We start from the raw sequence: 19,120 nt of genomic DNA, 5'->3' as shown, positions 1-19,120 counted from the left end.
CTTCCCCTATTTTGTATCTGGAGTCTGTACATGGAAAACCTGGACGCGCTCGTCGCTCAAGCTCTTGAGGCTGTGCAAAGCGCTGAAGATATCAATGCCCTGGAGCAAATCCGGGTTCACTACCTTGGCAAAAAGGGTGAATTGACTCAGGTGATGAAGACCCTGGGGAATTTGCCGGCTGAAGAGCGCCCGCAAGTCGGCGCGCTCATCAACGTCGCCAAGGAGCGTGTTACAGAGGTTCTCAATGCGCGCAAGGCGTCGCTCGAGGAGGCCGATCTTGCGGCCAGACTCGCGGCCGAGTCCATTGATGTCACCCTGCCAGGCCGCGGCCAGGCCTCGGGCGGTCTGCATCCGATCACCCGGACTCTGGAACGTATCGAGCAGTTTTTCACCCATATCGGCTACGGCATTGCCGAAGGCCCTGAGGTCGAAGACGACTATCACAACTTCGAGGCGCTCAACATCCCAGGCCATCACCCGGCCCGGTCGATGCACGACACCTTCTATTTCAACGCGAACATGCTGTTGCGCACCCATACCTCGCCGGTACAGGTCCGTACCATGGAAGCGAACAAGCCGCCGATCCGCATTGTCTGCCCAGGCCGTGTGTACCGTAGCGACTCGGATATCACCCATTCGCCGATGTTCCACCAGGTCGAAGGCCTGCTTGTTGATCGCGACATCAACTTCGCCGACCTCAAAGGCACCATCGAAGAATTCCTTCGCGTGTTCTTCGAGAAGGAACTGGCGGTGCGTTTCCGTCCATCGTTCTTCCCGTTCACCGAGCCGTCCGCTGAAGTCGACATGGAATGCGTGATGTGCAGCGGTAAAGGCTGCCGCGTCTGCAAGCAGACTGGCTGGCTGGAAGTGATGGGCTGCGGCATGGTTCACCCCAACGTGCTGCGCATGTCCGGCATCGATCCGGAAGAGTTCTCGGGCTTTGCCTTCGGCATGGGCGTTGAGCGTCTGGCCATGCTGCGTTACGGCGTGAACGACTTGCGTCTGTTCTTCGACAACGACTTGCGGTTCCTCGCGCAATTTCGCTAGTCGTAACGAATCTTTAGGAGAGCAGGATGAAATTCAGTGAACAATGGCTGCGCGGCTGGGTAAGCCCGCAGGTAGATCGCGATGAGCTGGTTGCTCGTCTGTCGATGGCCGGTCTTGAGGTCGATAGCGTTACGCCGGCCGCCGGTGTTTTCAGCGGTGTGGTAGTGGGCGAGGTGCTGAGCACCGAGCAGCACCCTGATGCCGATAAATTGCGTGTGTGCCAGGTCAGCAATGGCGCGCAAACCTTCCAGGTCGTGTGCGGAGCGCCAAACGTGCGCCCGGGCCTGAAGATCCCGTTTGCCATGATCGGTGCTGAGCTGCCGGGCGACTTCAAGATCAAGAGGGCCAAGCTGCGTGGCGTTGAGTCCAACGGCATGCTGTGCTCCCAGGCCGAACTGCAAGTAGGTGAGGGCAATGATGGTCTGATGGAATTGCCGGCTGACGCACCAGTGGGCCAGGACATCCGTGTTTACCTGGAATTGGAAGACGCCAGCATTGAGGTCGACCTGACCCCGAACCGTGGCGACTGCCTGTCCCTCGCCGGCCTGGCCCGTGAAGTGGGCGCGTTGTACAACGCCCCGGTCACCCGCCCGGTGGTTGCAGCCGTGGCTGCCGTTCATGACGAGGTGCGCCCGATCGAAGTGTTGGCGCCAAACGCCTGCCCACGTTACCTGGGGCGTGTGATCCGCAACGTCGACCTGTCCAAGCCAACCCCGCTGTGGATGGTTGAGCGTCTGCGTCGGGCCGACGTACGCAGCATCGACGCTGCCGTCGACATCACCAACTATGTGATGCTTGAGCTGGGCCAGCCGCTGCACGCCTTCGATCTCGCCGAAATCAACGGCGGCATCCGTGTTCGCATGGCTGAAGAAGGCGAGAAGCTGGTTCTGCTCGACGGCCAGGAAGTCAGCCTGCGTGCCGACACCCTAGTGATTGCCGACCACTCCCGCGCCCTGGCGATTGCCGGCGTGATGGGGGGCGAGCACAGCGGTGTGTCCGAGACCACCCGTGACGTATTCCTTGAAAGTGCGTTCTTCGATCAGATCGTTATCGCTGGAAAGGCTCGTTCCTACGGCCTGCACACCGATGCCTCGCACCGCTACGAGCGTGGTGTGGACTGGAAACTCGCCCGTGAAGCCATGGAGCGCGCCACTGGCCTGCTGCTGGAAATCACCGGTGGCGAAGCCGGCCCGATCACCGAAACCGTCAACGAGCAGTACTTGCCGTCCGTTGCCCCGATCACCCTGCGCGCCAAGAGCGTTGAGCAAATGCTCGGCCTGGTAATCGCGCCGGCTGAAATCGAGCAGTTGCTGTCGGCCCTCGGCCTGGGTATTTCCTCGAGCGGGGAAGGGCAGTGGACCGTTGAGGTACCAAGCCACCGCTTCGACATCAGCCTGGAAGTCGACCTGATCGAAGAGCTGGCCCGCCTGTACGGCTACAACCGTCTACCGGTTCGTTACCCGCAAGCGCGCCTGGCACCGCAGCCCAAGGCTGAGGCGCGTGCGCACCTGCCTGAGCTGCGTCGCCTGCTGGTTGCCCGTGGCTACCAGGAAGCGGTGACCTACAGCTTCATCGATCCAAAGCAGTTCGAACTGTTCAACCCGGGCGTCGAGCCACTGTTGCTGGCTAACCCGATTTCGAACGACATGGCTGCCATGCGCTCGTCATTGTGGCCAGGCTTGGTGAAAGCCCTTTCCCATAACCTGAACCGTCAGCAAGACCGCGTGCGCATGTTCGAAAGCGGCCTGCGTTTTGTCGGTCAGTTGGACGGCTTGAAGCAAGAGCCGATGCTGGCTGGCGTGGTGTGCGGCAGCCGTCTGCCGGAAGGTTGGGCGCAGGGTCGCGACGCCGTGGACTTCTTCGACGTCAAGGCTGACGTGGAAGCAGTGCTGGGCTTTGCGGGTGCGCTGGATGCCTTCACTTTCCTGCCTGGCAGCCACCCAGCGCTGCACCCGGGCCAGACGGCACGCATCGAGCGTGAAGGGCGCCTGGTAGGTTTCGTTGGTGCCATTCACCCTGAACTGTCGAAAACCCTCGGCTTGGACCGTCCGGTCTTTGTGTTTGAGCTGGTTCTGGCTGAAGTTGCTTCGGGCAAAATGCCTAAATTCTGCGAGCTGTCGCGCTTCCCTGAAGTGCGCCGCGACCTGGCGCTGATCGCCGACCGTGAAGTGGCCGCCACTGCCGTTCTGGATGTAATCCGTGAAAATGCAGGGGAATGGCTCACAGACCTCAGGCTATTTGACGTCTATCAGGGTAAAGGCATTGATCCGCATAGAAAAAGCCTTGCAGTTGGCTTGACCTGGCAGCATCCATCGCGCACTCTTAATGACGATGAGGTGAATACCACGACACAAAATATCCTCACCTCGCTCGAACAAAGGTTGAACGCCACGTTAAGGAAGTGACGTATGGGGGCTTTGACGAAAGCTGAGATGGCGGAACGTCTGTACGAAGAGTTGGGTCTGAACAAGCGCGAGGCCAAGGAATTGGTCGAGCTGTTTTTTGAAGAAATCAGACACGCTCTGGAAGACAACGAACAGGTCAAATTGTCCGGTTTCGGCAATTTTGACCTGCGGGACAAACGCCAGCGGCCTGGCCGCAATCCAAAAACGGGAGAAGAAATCCCGATCACGGCTCGCCGTGTGGTCACCTTTCGTCCAGGGCAGAAGTTGAAGGCCCGAGTTGAGGCTTATGCTGGAACCAAGTCATAACGACGAGCTACCCGTCATCCCAGGCAAACGCTACTTCACCATTGGTGAAGTCAGCGAGCTCTGTGCGGTAAAACCGCACGTGTTGCGCTATTGGGAGCAGGAGTTTCCTCAACTCAACCCCGTCAAACGCACAGGTAACCGTCGGTATTATCAGCGCCAGGATGTGCTGATGATCCGACAGATCCGCGCGTTGCTGTACGATCAGGGGTTCACCATCAGCGGCGCGCGCCAGCGTATGTCCGGTGATGAAGCCAAAGACGACACTACGCAATACAAGCAAATGATCCGCCAGATGATCTCCGAACTCGAAGATGTACTGGTGGTTTTGAAGAAGTAATTCCGGCTTTTAAAATACTTCCACATTTCAAAAGCTTGCGGTATATTCCGGTTCGCTTCGTTAGGAAGCAAACCCAGTAACACGCCTAGTCGGGGCGTAGCGCAGTCCGGTAGCGCACTAGCATGGGGTGCTAGGGGTCGAGTGTTCGAATCACTCCGTCCCGACCATATAATTCAAGGGGTTGCGAGATCTTATCTCGCGACCCTTTTTTATTTTAAGTGGTTTTTACCCCTACAAAACTACTGGCTTTGGGTGGAATCCTCACCTCTTTCGGAGGAGATGGGCGCAAGATTTCTGGGTGCCAATGTCCCCCCGCAGTAATTTCGGCGATGGAGGGCAGGGATGGACCTAGTTGACGGCTCGTCAGGCAGTTTTCAGCTTTTGCTGTGGGGGGTAGCTGATGGCGACTACTTGCCTCGCTCGCTCTGAAAGACCTCCTGAGCGTTGCAATGCAATTGATTTGTCGATTTTTTTCTCAAGTTCCGGATAAAAATCCATTACGAGGAGACGTAACCGATCTAGAAGTTTAGGATCATTTTTAAGCTGGTCTCGTAAGTGGACTGCGTAACCGTAGTTGGAAGTTAAGGCATCGTCGGGCGCAAATGCCCGCATCCACTTCAGCATGATATCTGCGTCACCTCCGAAATTTATCAGCAGGTCGATGTAGCGAATCAGCTGGGCCGAAGCGTTATAAAGTGTATATCTGTTGATGTCTAAGATGGACGTTTGATGTTCGACTGCGATCTTCTTGATGTCCTTCCATCCCTCACTGAGCTGGAAGGATCCTTTCATACTTACAGAGATTGTTTTTGCGGTGGGTTTACTTGGGGTCAGATGATCCTGTTCGACAGGTAGCGCCCGAATGACCCCGGTAGTGACATTTACGTCGATCAGTAGCACGGGAATTAACGAAACAGACAAATAACGCGCGGTTGTGGACTTCAGGCGGATTTTACCTCTATCAGTCCCGGTTCCTTTGATCTGCAATCGTATAAGCGCGCCGGTCACTGAACCTCGCTTCTTGACGATCTCGATTTCCGCGTCCAGACCGTAGTCTTTTGGTAAGTCTCTATAAATCCAGCCTTTTTTTGCAACGGCCTTTTTTACTAAAGCAGTTGCTTGATCGTCAACTATATGGGGCTTCGTTCTCATAGGAAGATTTTTTGTCATTAAGTCCATCTAACTCACTCTCTTGCGTTTGTTGGAGGGGGGACATTCAATGCCGTTTTATTTTTGATCACTGAATAAACTGACGCATGCTTATTAGATCACTACAAATGATCTCTGCAGGCCGGTGGTGAACCGTCGTCGGTGCTGAACTCATATGCCCCGCAACCAAACCACACCCTTACCACTTGCACAAAAACGGCACCGGAGTACGCTTCAATCGGATCCAAAGGAGGGATTGCGGTGCCGAATTTTTTTGTTGAGCAAGCGGGGACGCTGAATCTGTTTCAACAGCAGCGTACTCCCAATCATGGATTCAGGCCTGGACAGTTGGGTGCGTTGCACGCCGTTTTGGCGCATTTTTCCGTGCAGGACGACCCTGCCATCGTCTGTTTGCCCACTGGCTATGGAAAGACCTCCTTGATGATGGCGCTTCCCATGCTGCTGGGGCCGGCGCGTGTATTGATAGTGGAACCTTCAAGCGCCTTGAGAAAACAGGTGCATTCACATATTTCGGTCATGTCCACGCTCCGCCGAATTGGTGCGCTGGCTGAAGATTGTCCGCTTCCCGACGTGCACCTGCATATCGGCCGTCCTCAATCCCTTGAAGAATGGCAATTGCTTCAAGCCTACGACGTCGTCGTTTCGACACCTTCAAGCTCATCACCCGACCTAGCCCCTGGTGCACCGTCGGATCTCTTCGATCTTGTGATCTTCGATGAAGCCCATCATGCTCCGGCCGATTCCTGGATGGCCTACGTAGAACACTTCACAAAAGCTCGGTTCTTGTTTCTCACGGCAACGCCCTTTCGACGAGATGGGCGCGTCATTCCAGGGAAGCTCGTTTATCGATATCCCGTAATGCGGGCTGTCGATGAGGGGGCCTTTGAGCCAATTAACTTCTATGCGGCACCGATCGAGGACGAACTCGATGATGAACACGTTGATCAAGCCATAGCTCGGGCGGCTGTTCAGCAGCTTAACGAGGACAGGGCAAACGGGTTCGATCATAGGCTGTTTGTACGCGCAGGGACTATCAAGGCCGCACAGGAACTAGTGCCGCTCTATCAAGGCCTGGGCATAGCGGTCGAGGCCATTAGCAGCAAACTTACGAAACGTCAGCAGGAGGCGATTGAGGAAAGGCTAATCACCGGTGCGCTGGAAGCGATCGTTTGCGTGGACATGTTCGGGGAGGGTTATGACTTTCCGAAACTCAAGGTGGCGGCGCTCCATGCTCCCCACCAGTCTCTGGTGCCCACAATTCAATTCATTGGACGCTTCGCCCGTGTGGACGAAACCACAGGCCCGCCAACGCTGATTGCACCAACTTTCCGTATCAAGGAGGCAACAGCGTCTCTTCTTAAGGAAGGCGTAAATCTTGCGCAGATGATTGATGAGGCTGCGATCGCTCAACTCGCGGGATCTCTGGAGGAGCAGGAGTTTATGGAAAGGCTCCCCGTGAGGAAGATTGCCGAATCTGACTACGAATCTGTCTCGCCGCTGTCTTTTAATTTATATGCCCATGTACGTGTTTTCGAGTGTGACGAGCCACCGAATTTTGGGCTCCTTCACTCCACGATTGGGCGGCATTTGCGGATTGTGAAGCAGTGGGGAACGCAAGACGGGACAATCTCGTTGGTTTTGACGGCAGACGAGACGTCTCCCAATTGGGCCATCTCTGATGCTCTGATCGATGTGCGTCACGACGTGTTTCTCTTGATGTTTTTCGAGGCGGCAAAACTCTGCTACATAGGGTCGACCCGTCGAACGGAAAAGCTTTACCTCAGCATCATGGACACGATTTCTCCCGGTTGCTGCAGACCGCTTAGCTACCAACAGACCAGCAGGGCGCGCGCGGGCTTGGAGGAGGTCAAGTTTTACAACGTTGGGCTGAAGAACACGACGTTCAACTCGCAGGGAGAGACTTATCGAACCCTCACTGGCCCCCAGGCGGAGAGGGCGGTGACAGCTGGCGACAGTCGAGTCTTCTCCCAAGGACACTTCTTCGGCAGCGGTATGAATGGGCAGGTCAAGGAAACGATTGGCGCAAGCAGCAGTTCCCGGATATGGAGCAATCAGCGCCTCTCGATCCTTGATTTCGTTGAGTGGGTGCAAACCCTGAACGGACGCCTCTCCGGTAATGCACCCTTTAGCGCAACCCAGTTAGACATCGTGCGCTCTAGCAAGCCTTTGAGTCGGTTACCAGATGTGGTCATAGCGGCGAACTGGCCTAAAAGCGGATTCAAAAACAACCCGAAAGTCCGCTTTCGGGCTGCCGCCCAGCAGCGCGTTCAATACTCGAGATTGGTTGAGTGGGACATCCAAAACTTTCAGTGCGACCTACAGGCGGGGCAATTATCCTTTTTACTGGTTAGCGCCTTCGGCGTGGTGCCAATGCGATTTCACTTGGCAAACGCACGGATGGTGACGTGTCTGGATCCTGACGTCTCCATCGAGATCGAGTCTGCCCACGACTCCTGGGTTGCAATGGCGGACTGGCTCTGCGAGCACAGTCCAGTGTTCTACGCCGCCGACAAATCATCTTTTGAGGGGATGAATTTGATGGCTGCACCGTTGCTGCAAACCGAACTTTTGGCTCCTGGCGATGCAGAGATCATCGATTGGAGGGGCTGTGGCATACACATCGAATTTCTACCCCAGGATCAATCCCCCGAGACGTTGCGAAAGCGAGCCCTGCTCGCGGGAAACCTGACCGTGCAGGAGCACCTGGAGCGACGCTTGGTCAACCTGCCGGATGTTCAAGGACTCTTCTACGACCACAGGGCGGGGGAGGCCGCGGATTATATCTGCGTCACCAAGAATGCTGAGGATCAGGTCAACGTCAGCTTCTATCACTGCAAAGGCGCGGGTGGGCCACCAAGTGGAGGCCGTGTGGGTGATGTCTACGAGGTGGCAGGACAGTTGGTCAAGTCGGTCTATTACTGCAACGTGCCGACGATTGTTCAGCACATGGAAGATAGGATGCTTCCAAGGCACACATCACCCTCCTACTTTGTTCGCGGCAACAGAGCCGACGTTACTCAGCTGTTGAAAACTACACCGGCCACCAAGCTCACGTTTTCCGTGATCGGCGTTCAGCCTGGCATTCGCCGCTCGGCGATCAATGCTCACCTGAGTGATCTTATGGCGTTCTGTATCAGTTACGCGAGGCAGGGAGGGGCAGCGAAGGCTTACTGGCTGGTCAACGAACCAGAGAATTGATTCACGAAGCGGCTGAGGAGTACGTCTGGTTGCTTCTTGTATTTCGCCATCGTGGATGACCTAGATTTACATAGTGCCGCGCATCAGGGGCGGACCGCTAAGATAGATACCTTTACGAACGTCACTTCTTTCCGTTGGCAGGCACGTACGCTGGCGGCGAATGCCTAGTGCCATTGAGATTAAGACGGACGCTGGAGGATGCATGGCTTATATGGTCGTTTTTATTGCAACGCGCTGGGGTAGTGAAGAGGGCGGCCTAAACGTCTTCAATACGGGAGTCGCCCTAGGTATGGCTAAGGTGCTTCCGAAAGGGAGTCGATGCCTTTGTTTTATAGAAGTACTGCCCAGCGGCGATGCCATACCACCTAGAGGTATTGTTCTTCTCCCGCATGATTTCAAGCCTGACTCGATCGTCGATGATATCCGGCAGAACCTTTCGGATGTATCGGAGGGTATGGTACGTGGTGTCTTAGTCCTCGGCCACGATGTTAAGACGGGCGATCTCGCTATTCAGACAGCGAAGTTGTTAAAGGGGGGGCTTGCCAAAGTTCAGGTTTTGTCAGCGGTCATCAGCCACATGGACTACGCCGCCTATGCCCGACAGAAAGGGCATGACCTCGTGGTGGTGGAGCAACGTGCCGAGCAGCAGCGAATGATTATTGCGTCTGCGGACTTGACGTTTGCCGTCGGGCCATATCTTGCAGCTCGCTTCAGACAGTCATCTCAAAGCCAAGACGAGCGCCCTTTTCTAAAGCAGTTGACTCCAGGAGCCGCCGAAATTCAACCGGTGAATGTTGGCGAAGGGATGTTGCAGGTCTTCGTTTCGGGCCGGTTGGGGCTTTCCGATGACACCATCAAGAATGGCATTCTTTCCGTGGAGGCATTGCTACGAGCATACGACAAGGCGAGGAAAAGCAAACTTAGCTTCTTCCGAGCTAGAGGCCGACTTTTTGTCTGTGGTGTGGAAAGTGATGGAGGTTCTTCGCTCCTGTCGAAATTGGAGAGGAGGGCGGCTGAAAATGCAATGTTCTCGATTGAACCAGTGATCTTCACGCCCGAACAGCACGAAAATTACAAGCTTTTGGCTAGCTCTCACATTGCCCTGATGCCTTCATGGCACGAAGGCTTCGGTCTGACGGGGTGGGAGGCCCTTTGCGCAGGCGTGCCGCTAGTGTGCTCCAAACAGTCGGGGCTCGCCATGCTCATTGAAGAGCTCAGAATTCAGTTACCCGGACAGTCATTTAGCAACGTCGAATTGATCGAGCTTCGAGGTAGCAAAATTGCGGGTGAACCTCAGGAAAGCGATGTTGATATCTTGTCGGAAGCTATCGTTCGACTCGCTGAAAACTATGGTCAGCGTAAACACGATGCCCTTTCGCTAGCAAAGCATCTCAAGGTTAAGTTCTCTTGGGAGGACTGTGCGTTTCAAATTCTTTCTGAGACGGGTTGGCCAATGGCCAATTCAGTTTCAGTTCAGTGGACTGTTCGACGGAACATGGCTAGGGAAGCGGCCGAGGGGCGGGAGGAGGTAGCATTTTTGCTAGAGCTTTTAGACAGTCCTGACCGCGTCGACATCGGCAGAGATTGGAGTAAGTTGTGCTCGGCATTCAACTATGTGAGCGATGCCGGTAAGAGCATGAACGCCGCCGAATGCAAGACACTGCTTGCTCAGCTTAGACCTTTGGCGGACTTCATCGGTAATGTGTTGAAGCACAATTTTGGCGGCTATCCGCGCGAGACAAATGCACTCCGTGATTCCGGTGGGTTGGACGTATGCTGGAGGTACATGGCTGCATGTAAGGGAGTGTCGTCGTCTTTCAGTCAATTTACCGGATTACTGCCGACCAATCTCTTGTATGTGATCCTGTCCGACGGCTTCCTTCGGAAAGAATTGTTGTTCTACTTGTCGGATTTCTCGACCGAATTCGGCCGCTCGGCTAAATCCCTGGCGCAGGAATTCTGTCTCCACTTCCGTGAGCTGCTGACGTCGGACCTCAAACTCCAGATCCGTCTTGCCCGATTGACGGCGGTAAGGCCGGATCTGTTGATCGCATTCGAAAACGAAATGCCGGAGTCACCGGAGATGACGTTGTGGCAAGAGTTAGATGCCTATCGAGAGGAAAGCGAGCGATGTCGTACTGTGGAAATGATGTCATACGATATTGCTTATTTAATCGATAAGGATCCACTTCTCGCGCCGACGGTTCTTGCACTTACCACCTTGAGACCGCGCTACGAAGGGCAGGCAGTAGAGCAGGCAATAAGTTTTTTTAATGTATTACAAGGCCAACCGGTGACCAAGGAGTGGCGGGGTGATAAACGGCTATATGCGGCCCTGTTGAGCGTTACGATGCCTACAAGCAAGCTATTGGCTGTGCTAGAGGCGATGGCATCAGACGAGGAAGAGGCAATCCGTTGGGCTGCGCTTGATTTAGCATTTTCCCCAGTATTGCGCACACGTTTAGAGGCGGCTCATGCAGCACAGGGAGACGACTTCGGTTCGCTGCTTCGGAAACTAGGTCGTATTATCGACTTGGCGGTAACCGCCGATGGAGGGCATCCTTGGCTTGCTCGTGAGTTTTTAACTCACTTTGGTGCGGAGTTCATTGATCCTTCCCAGGGGACCGCGTCGAGACGGTTTTCCGTCTTGGACTTTCCGCAATCGCGTATATTAATTGGCCCAATGCCGGGTGTACGTTTTGAGTCGCTGACTGGCTCGGAGCATCCGGAAGTCGTGGCCGCACGAAAGGAGGTCCGCAGTTCCGTTCGGCGTGTTCTGCTTGTGCTGCCTCCGCTTTCCGTCACTTCGGGTGAATCTCGGGGTGCCTCTGCTACTAGTACGCCTCCGCTCGGTCTTGGCTTGTTAGGGACTCATCTTGCGGTCAAGGGGCACGATATCCATCTGGTTGACTGTCATCGCTTCCCCGAGTTACTGGATGACATAATTGAGCTCGCTGACAGCTACGACATAATCGGCTGCAACGTAGTGATTAGCACGTTACGTTCCACGATGGAGCTCTTCCAAGCGATACGACGTAAGACAGCCCATCCGCTACTGATCGTCGGTGGTCCTGCAGCGAACCTCGACGTATGGCGCTTCTCTGCGAAGTCTGATGAGGAAAGTGAAGCATGGGATTTTGCGATTCCTTCGGCGGCAGTTAATGCGCTGGACGATCTCCTCCAGGCGTTAGGCTCTACTGATCCATGGCCCTCAACACAGCACCTTGTAGCGAATCCGCTGAGTCAGATACTTTCATTTCGAGGTATCCGTGAATCGCTAGGGAGTCTTCCTAAGCAACTAGACCTATCCTGGATGGAGATTGACGTTGACAGGCGTATCTACCAAGGACCTGATGGTGTTTATGAACCGGCACATACCCGTGACCTAAGCGGTTCAGTCCATGAGGCGCACGTTGTGATGTCGCAAGGGTGTGATTGGAACTGTGCCTTCTGTACTGAACGGAAAGACCTCAGCGGTGGCGAACGGAGAAGGTCGGTTGAGCAAGTCCTAGCTGAGCTTGAGCGCCTTTCATCCTCCTACCGTGACCTGCGAATTCAGTTCATTGATGACAACTTGCTGCCCCAGATCTCGGCGCTGGCGACGCACGATCTTACGGGACAGGCGCAAGCCAAAGTTTGGACCAGCGCGTTCCTGAACGGCCTTCGGGAAGTCCGAGAGGGGCGCCAAGGTTCGTTCGGCTGGCGAGGAATCTTCCGGGTCGAGGACTTTTTCTGCTACGAGGAAAGTTTTGGAACGCATGAATTTGTTGCAAAGTTGGTCTCTTCCGGATGCCGCATGCTGGCATTTGGTTTGGAACATGGCGACGAAACTCGAAGGAAGCGCCTAAAGGCGGGGGCAGACTACAAGAACGCCGAAATCGTGAGCTTATTTAAGCGACTTAGGGACGCAGGTATTCAGACAAAAGCATATTTTATGATCGGTGGACAATGGGAGACGGCCGAATCGGCACTGGATACTATCCGTTTCGCGCTAGACTGCGGTGCAACGCTCGCCTATTTCGCCCTCTACAAAGAGTTCGTGAAGGCAGTGCACGTGCTAAGTGAAGAGCGCGGGCCATCCTCACGACATGATGCCTTTGCCGAATATAGCCAGATGGCCGTCGTGTGGGATGCCACCTACTCCGCTTACCTAAGTGACCCCTCTATGAAAGGCTTGTCATCTCCGGCCACTCAAATAGAGATTGAAAGCTATGCGCAGCTTGCGAAGCTGGGCTTCCGGTTCAGCGATATAGTTAAGTACAACGACCATCATGCCGACAGCGATTCTTCCAGTTCAATCTTATCGAATGTTACATGGGGTGAACCGAGCGAGTACTTCAGTATTATCGAAACGGCATATCGACGGTTCTACCTGCGTCCTGAGTTCGTTCACGAATACAGTAAATTGGTTCGGGAGGGATATTGATCCTAGGGCGTACTCTTGTCACCGGGCGCATGCTGCTCGCGCAAGATGGTCGAGGCGAGCGAACGCAGCGTTATACGAGTGGCCGTCTCAAAGTATTAGCCTTCCAACGCAGCCTAGCGCTGCGTTCCTTTTGGCGCTGATACGATTTTGACCCAGGCTGCTGATTTTGACTGAACCACATGCTGCCTCCGAGATCACCCGCAAGGTCATCATTTTTTGAATACTCGGGTGGGTCAATGAATTCCGGTAGCCTGGTTCAAAATTCCATCAGCGCCAACAGTCTGTGGGAGAAACGGAGAACCAACTGACCGAGGAGGCGATGCTGGAAAAAAGGGTAAGGCCGGCAACAAACCCGTAAGCGGATGGCGAACACGCCTACCGAACTCCAGTATTTAGGGCGATGGTGTCCGCGTATTTATAAGCGGACGCGATCACCCTTATCGCGAGGACTCCATGCAACGTCCGCGTAATTCACCTAACGCAAGTCAGGCAATCAATGATTGGCCTGTTTAGGAGCCTGGCTTGCAAGGTCCTCACGTCACGGCCAATTGTTTCTTTTCGCACTCCTTGGAGTGCCAGACGGTGTAAAGCGTATCGACACGAACCTCTCCAGTCTTATAAGCATAAAAGTTTGCCGCCACCCTATGTGGCTGTGTGAGCAAACGCTGCCCCTCCTCGAACGTCCCTGCCCAGTGCGTCGCACGCTTTATGAAGCGCTTATCTATTTCGCCCTCGATGTCCTGATGGTTCGACATCAAGTGCATGCCCAGAGGGGTGGGGAATGCGACTGCGGCCAGGTCATTTGCTTGAGCAATTCGGATAGCGACATCGAAGTAGGCATCGACGATGGAAGACACGGTGTGCGTGGCTAAGAATGTTCTCACCGGATTAATCGCGCGAATGATCAGCGTATCTCTGTCTGCATCCAGCGCAGGAACTCGTTCGAAATACAGTAACGCCATTCCCGCCAGCCGCCTTTGGCCAGGAGCGAACACCAGCAAGTGCGAATGCCTCTTCTCCTGCCACATTTCGGTATTCGAGGACGTGCACAGACCAGTCGCCTCTTTGGCGAAGAATGCCGCAGGAGCCTTAGAGACGATGGCCTGCATCTGAGTTTGCAAGCCGTTCAAAGTCTTCTGCTTGAAGCGTTTTTTCTGCTTTGCGGTCCAAGACTGATAAACGTTCAAGACGACTTGGCGTGCTTTGGCCAGGGCCTTGCGTAAGTCCTCCTTCGCTGTGGCAGAGGCAGTGTTGAAACCCATATCTAGCCGGGATGCCAGAATGCCTGCTGCAACATCATCCAAGCCCTCGACGAAAGTGGCTTCCTGCGAATCCAGGGCATCTGTCAACTGAACATGGAATAGGGCATGCAGTGACTCGATATGTTGATAGGCAAGCGGATGGGCCTCTGCCATCGCAGTAATAGTCTCAGTCCCTTGATCGAACCAGTAGCGAACATTAGGTTCAGAACCGGCGATAGCCATGAGTACACCGAGGTGCAATGCCAGCGACCAGACGTCGGCAGCTACATCTTCCAACCGTTTCGGACTTAGGCCATGACAAGCTTTGTGCATGTCTTCCCGGTAGCCAGCGCTAAAGCATGCTGAAAAACGTAATGATTCCGACAGCGCCTGTAGACCGCGCGAATCCACCGCACTATCAAGCCGCTGCTCGGTTCGGTCCCAGTTCATCGAGTATTGAGCGCCGGTCACAAGACTGGCGACGTCTTTTTCGCGGCCGATCACCTCAGACCAGCGGCTACGGATTGTGCTTGAAGTGGTGTGATATACGATCGCTATCAGATCTGCCTCCAGATCGCTCAGAGCCGCCCCGCTAGGACCGCGACCGCTGAGCAGATCACCCAGAAGAGGCGCTAGATCGGCAATTCTCTGTCGAAGTTGCTCAAGTGGCTCATCGATATGCTCAATCAAACTTTTAACAAGCACACCGTTGGTCTCTGTAAGCATGTTCTTCAAGCGAGGAGCCAGTTCGACAACAATTTGTTCCAGCAGGATGCGCTTGGCCTCGCGGTAGGTCCCCAACGTCGCCTCGTCGGACGGGAACGGAATCGCCCCAATGGAGGTGACAATGCGTTGATTGATAAGTCGCTCGACACATTCTCGGTTGCCATCCAGCAATGTGAAATTCTTGCGTTCGAAAGCATCATCCAAGAGTACCCTTTGGATCTCATCGAGCACACTCCAGAACCGCAATTCGTTGATACCTGGTGCCTCTTCGTAGTACCACTTGCGCAAGGCCGGCAAGTTGGTGACACCGCGATCCTCACGGATATAACGCAGCATCGGAACCCCCAGTGGGGCCAAGGTAAGGGTCTGTTGCAAATGGTGGAATGTACGTAACTCTCCTGACTGCAGCAGATACTCAAAGCTATCAATGTGACCACCGGCTCCAGCCTGCGCCACCCATTGTGCGACGATCGCCGGCGTTTCTGCACCGACACAAGTACCGGCGATTTGCAGGCAGCGATGGAGTACGTTTGTGCCGATCCTTCTGTAGCAGTGCTGAAAATCCAGAATATCGTTTGCACTGCCATATCCGTGCTGAACCAGCACTTGCAGAAAGGCCTCCAGATCATGCTCCAACATCAAGTAGTCCTCGGCCTTGGACAACTCGGCAAATGTGAGCGAGTGAGGGACGGCAAGCAATCGCTGCAGAGCAGAGATAGGTATCGACACATCAACCCGTTCGCGCACCGAGAGAATGAGCGACTGGCAGACTTCGAGTGCAGCGACATCAGCACCGGCCGCAAGTAAGGCCAACGAGAACTCTCGGCTTGGGGTTCGCCCCGAATCGAGCAAACGTCTGAATCGGCCCATCTCGGCGGCAGACTGAAGCCTCAGCACTTCACACAGAAATGTCCATTGCTCTGTTTTTGCCAGTAGTAATTGCTCGCCGGTGGTCTCGATCAGCACCGAAAGCTGGGGACCGTTTAATTTAAGGACCGCCAGCGTGGCAGATAAGCGTTGTGGGTCGAGGCGGCTCACGGGGTACTTGAGCAATTGCACGATGGCCGTGGGGTCCGCGCCAGCATTACCCAGCACCTGAACGACTTGGCGGAATTTTCGCAGCGTATCCTGAGTAAGGCAGTTTTCGTCGTAGAACCAATCAATACGTCTCGGCAATTGTTCCAGGGCTTTCGTTGAGCGGATCATGCCCAACTCCACTAGAACACGCACGAGAGCCCCTTTGGCGCCTCCATACTGCGTCTTGGCAACGCGATCCATTTCATCCATTCGATGAACGCCCAGTCTGTAGCAGGCCTGCATCAAGTCGAAGTCCACGTGAACCATATCGCGCAATGCCTCGAATGTCCGAGGGGCCTCCAGCCTGAGCAACGCGAAGTCGAGAGACGGGTTGAAATAGTATTGGCCTGGTAGGGTTCGGTTGACCTGCAGCCCAAATAGCAGTTTGCGCCCCTCATGGGTGCCAATCGATTGAAGCAGCGCTTGAGCCCTTCGGGCCATGAGCCAAAAGGGCAGAAAAAACATCAGATTCTGCCTCAATTTCTCCGATTTCGTAGGCAGTAGTCGAATCTCATCAGGTATGGCCAATGCCTTACGCAACAGAGGCTCGACCTCCGGGTCTTGCGCGAGCATTTGCTCGCCGTTACACGCCAGATGCTCACGAAATGCAGTGACCTTCAGGCGAAGTCGCTGCAGGGGATGGGGCTCTTCGAGCGAGTAGCTATCCTGCACCTGCTGGGGTTTTAAGCTGTCGATGATGCGTTCACGAAACTCTCGATAGGTCTTGCGCGCATTAGCCGTTGGCTCTCTCAATTTTTCTCCTTGCGGCCTGGATGGCATTTAGAATGAAGGCACATCGCCATGTTTAGAGGCTGCCAGAAGCATTGCCTTTGTACAAACCAAAACAGGGGGTGTTTTTCCAACAACTACGGCGCGTGAGTCCTAACCGTCAGCTCAGCTCACCCGTGCGTTAGGAAGGCGCAATCCATTGATGCAGTGAAAGTATCCTGTTCGCTCGTCCGTTGTGTCGGCAGGGTATTGCCGTTGTGTAAGCGCAGCACCGTTGAATACCTGGAGGTGAGCGGTTACAGCCTAGTTGGATTGACAAGAGTGACTGCTATCAGCAGATGGCATTCGCTCAAGCCACCATGCGCAGCTTTTGAAAAACGAGCGTCTTCTGCATGAATCGTTGTTCAAGCGGCGCGATGGTATTGATGCGCTTTTCACCACTTCGACCCTCGCGCGAGGCATGAATCTTCCGAGTGATATTGTCTTAATTGCGGGCGACAGCCGATGGGACGTCGCTGGCGATAGGATGAAGCAACTCGATGCCCATGAGTTGCTGAACGCCGCTGGAAGGGCGGGCCGGGCAGGTGAGGGAGGCCAAGGATTCGTGTTAATCATCCCTAGCAAGATCATCAATATCAACGATGCGAAGAACAACATCGCTAGCCATTGGATGACGTTGCAGGGGATCTTTTCTCAATCGGATCAGTGCCTGAAAATTGATGATCCGCTAATGGGTTTGCTCGACCACATCCATTTCGGAATGCTTGAGGATAACGAGGAGTACCTCCTCGCTTCGCTTCCTTTCGGTGAAGAAGATGCCCCGGAGGAGCCGGCGAAAGCGATGATCCGTAGGACTTTCGCTGCGTACCAGATGTGGTCATAGCGGCGAACTGGCCTAAAAGCGGATTCAAAAACAACCCGAAAGTCCGCTTTCGGGCTACCGCCCAGCAGCGCGTTCAATATTCGAGATTGGTTGAGTGGGATATCCAGAACTTTCAGTGCGACCTACAGGCAGGGCAACTAGCCTTTTCGCTGGTTAGTGCCTTAGGCGTAGTGCCAATGCGATTTCACTTGGCAAACGCACGGATGGTGACGTGTCTGGATCCTGACGTCTCCATCGAGATCGAGTCTGCCCACGATTCCTGGGTTGCAATGGCGGACTGGCTCTACGAGGTGGCAGGACAGTTGGTAAAGTCGGCCTATTACTGCAACGTGCCGACGATTGTTCAGCACATGGAAGATAGGATGCTTCCAAGGCACACATCACCCTCCTACTTTGTTCGCGGCAACAGAGCCGATGTTACTCAGCTGTTGAAAACTACACCGGCCACCAAGCTCACGTTTTCTGTGATCGGCGTTCAGCCTGGCATTCGCCGCTCGGCGATCAATGCTCACCTGAGTGATCTTATGGCGTTCTGTATCAGTTACGCGAGACAGGGAGGGGCAGCGAAAGCTTACTGGCTGGTCAACGAACCAGAGAATTGATTCACGAAGCGGCTGAGTAGTACATCTGGTTGCTTCTTGTATTTGGCCATCGTGGATGACCTGGGTTTACATAGTGCCGCGCATCAGGGGCGGACCTCTAAGATAGATACCTTTACGAACATCACTTCTTACCGTTGGCAGGCACGCATCCGGCAGAACCTTTCGGATGTATCGGTGGGTATGCGGACCATCTTCCCCTCGCTGTAGGAGGATGCAGACCCGGTCACCTGGACGGAATGGGTTTCGCTGATTCTCAGCACAAATACGCTCGTGCTGAAGCCGTCCTTGGTGAACTCATAGCCGTCGGAGGCGGAAGCTGAGGCACCCTTAAAATCAGTAATGATCCAGCAGCTATCCGCAGACGCTTGCCCTGCAGCGAGCATGAGAGCGAGTCCAGCCAATAAATTCCGTTTCATAAATCATCCTTGGCTGACATTCAGTTTCTATTTTTGCCATGATAGCCGTATCTTCGGCATATGGATGAGCGCACGTACCGCCCGTCGAATCATCAGGCGACTCGATTCACGTAGCGCGCAGCCTTCAGGGCATTCAGTTCAGGCACGAATTACACATATATTGACAATGGCAGGTTGCGCATTAGTATGGCGCCACCTATAACTATTATAGGTAAATATGAGCATACCATCTGCACCATGGACGAAAGCGCAGCTAGGAAAGATGGTGAATCAGCTCTCAATGACCTCTGCAAACGTGGCGCTAACTGACCATTTCATGGACAGGCTTTTGCAGAGAGGCATCACACTGGATGAGGCGTTCAGGTGTATGCAGAGGGGTGTCATTGTCAAGGGGCCAACATTTAACCCGACCTACGGCACATTTGAATTCCGAATGGAAGAGAAAAAGCCCAATGACATTGTGTGCGTCGCCTTGGCGATCGCTCCGCTGGCTAATCCCTCCGGCACCATAGCTTTGACAGCTTGGGAGATATGAA

11 protein-coding genes and 1 tRNA gene are annotated in these 19,120 nt (G+C 54.4%); 10 read left to right on the top strand and 2 right to left on the bottom strand.

Annotated elements, in window-relative coordinates; all coding sequences use genetic code 11:
- Positions 1-30 precede the first annotated feature (30 nt).
- From pheS to AACY08_RS21065, 5 genes are all read left to right on the top strand, one after another.
- Positions 31-1,047: a phenylalanine--tRNA ligase subunit alpha gene (gene pheS, locus AACY08_RS21085; protein ID WP_078733896.1), complete on the top strand. Its 1,017-nt coding sequence runs from the start codon at positions 31-33 to the stop codon at positions 1,045-1,047.
- Between the two features lie 26 nt (positions 1,048-1,073).
- Positions 1,074-3,452 (top strand): phenylalanine--tRNA ligase subunit beta, encoded by a 2,379-nt coding sequence (pheT, locus tag AACY08_RS21080; protein WP_339471271.1) that lies wholly within the window; start codon positions 1,074-1,076, stop codon positions 3,450-3,452.
- A 3-nt stretch (positions 3,453-3,455) separates the two neighbouring features.
- Complete coding sequence (ihfA, locus tag AACY08_RS21075; protein ID WP_002553164.1) at positions 3,456-3,758, top strand: integration host factor subunit alpha; 303 nt, start codon at positions 3,456-3,458, stop codon at positions 3,756-3,758.
- A complete protein-coding gene (locus AACY08_RS21070; protein WP_003219935.1) occupies positions 3,739-4,095 on the top strand; it encodes a MerR family transcriptional regulator in 357 nt (118 codons plus the stop codon). Before ihfA ends, AACY08_RS21070 begins: the two co-directional genes overlap by 20 nt.
- 90 nt (positions 4,096-4,185) lie before the next feature.
- A tRNA-Pro gene (locus tag AACY08_RS21065) sits at positions 4,186-4,262 on the top strand.
- A gap of 196 nt (positions 4,263-4,458) precedes the next feature.
- On the opposite strand, the gene AACY08_RS21060 is transcribed toward AACY08_RS21065, so the two are convergent.
- Positions 4,459-5,274, bottom strand: coding sequence for a DUF4365 domain-containing protein (locus AACY08_RS21060; RefSeq protein WP_339471270.1), 816 nt, complete (start codon positions 5,272-5,274; stop codon positions 4,459-4,461).
- Between the two features lie 231 nt (positions 5,275-5,505).
- On the opposite strand from AACY08_RS21060, the gene AACY08_RS21055 reads away from it, so the two are divergent.
- Positions 5,506-8,484: a DEAD/DEAH box helicase gene (locus tag AACY08_RS21055; protein WP_339471269.1), complete on the top strand. Its 2,979-nt coding sequence runs from the start codon at positions 5,506-5,508 to the stop codon at positions 8,482-8,484.
- Between the two features lie 202 nt (positions 8,485-8,686).
- A complete protein-coding gene (locus AACY08_RS21050; RefSeq protein WP_339471268.1) occupies positions 8,687-12,910 on the top strand; it encodes a B12-binding domain-containing radical SAM protein in 4,224 nt (1,407 codons plus the stop codon).
- A gap of 533 nt (positions 12,911-13,443) precedes the next feature.
- On the opposite strand, the gene AACY08_RS21045 is transcribed toward AACY08_RS21050, so the two are convergent.
- Positions 13,444-16,707: a hypothetical protein gene (locus AACY08_RS21045; RefSeq protein ID WP_339471267.1), complete on the bottom strand. Its 3,264-nt coding sequence runs from the start codon at positions 16,705-16,707 to the stop codon at positions 13,444-13,446.
- A 301-nt stretch (positions 16,708-17,008) separates the two neighbouring features.
- Here AACY08_RS21045 and AACY08_RS21040 point away from each other — a divergent pair, with 301 nt between their 5' ends.
- The 3 genes from AACY08_RS21040 to AACY08_RS21030 all read left to right on the top strand — a co-directional run bounded on the left by AACY08_RS21040 (position 17,009) and on the right by AACY08_RS21030 (position 19,119).
- Positions 17,009-17,566: a helicase-related protein gene (locus AACY08_RS21040; RefSeq protein ID WP_339471356.1), complete on the top strand. Its 558-nt coding sequence runs from the start codon at positions 17,009-17,011 to the stop codon at positions 17,564-17,566.
- A gap of 176 nt (positions 17,567-17,742) precedes the next feature.
- Complete coding sequence (locus AACY08_RS21035) at positions 17,743-18,168, top strand: hypothetical protein (protein ID WP_183144525.1); 426 nt, start codon at positions 17,743-17,745, stop codon at positions 18,166-18,168.
- 681 nt (positions 18,169-18,849) lie between these two features.
- Positions 18,850-19,119: a DUF4258 domain-containing protein gene (locus AACY08_RS21030; RefSeq protein ID WP_147473173.1), complete on the top strand. Its 270-nt coding sequence runs from the start codon at positions 18,850-18,852 to the stop codon at positions 19,117-19,119.
- The last annotated feature ends 1 nt before the right edge of the window (position 19,120 follow it).

Source organism: Pseudomonas sp. EL_65y_Pfl1_R83 (assembly GCF_963970695.1).
GTDB classification, from domain to species: Bacteria; Pseudomonadota; Gammaproteobacteria; order Pseudomonadales; family Pseudomonadaceae; genus Aquipseudomonas; species Aquipseudomonas tritici.
The sequence above is the reverse complement of the archived record's forward strand: the minus strand, read 5'-3'. Positions and strand labels throughout refer to the sequence as shown.

Coding starts and splice junctions, on each gene's coding strand:
- pheS (WP_078733896.1), top strand. CDS start 31: ATGGAAAACCTGGACGCGCTCGTCGCTCAAGCTCTTGAGGCTGTGCAA.
- pheT (WP_339471271.1), top strand. CDS start 1,074: ATGAAATTCAGTGAACAATGGCTGCGCGGCTGGGTAAGCCCGCAGGTA.
- ihfA (WP_002553164.1), top strand. CDS start 3,456: ATGGGGGCTTTGACGAAAGCTGAGATGGCGGAACGTCTGTACGAAGAG.
- AACY08_RS21070 (WP_003219935.1), top strand. CDS start 3,739: ATGCTGGAACCAAGTCATAACGACGAGCTACCCGTCATCCCAGGCAAA.
- AACY08_RS21060 (WP_339471270.1), bottom strand. CDS start 5,274: ATGGACTTAATGACAAAAAATCTTCCTATGAGAACGAAGCCCCATATA.
- AACY08_RS21050 (WP_339471268.1), top strand. CDS start 8,687: ATGGCTTATATGGTCGTTTTTATTGCAACGCGCTGGGGTAGTGAAGAG.
- AACY08_RS21035 (WP_183144525.1), top strand. CDS start 17,743: ATGCGATTTCACTTGGCAAACGCACGGATGGTGACGTGTCTGGATCCT.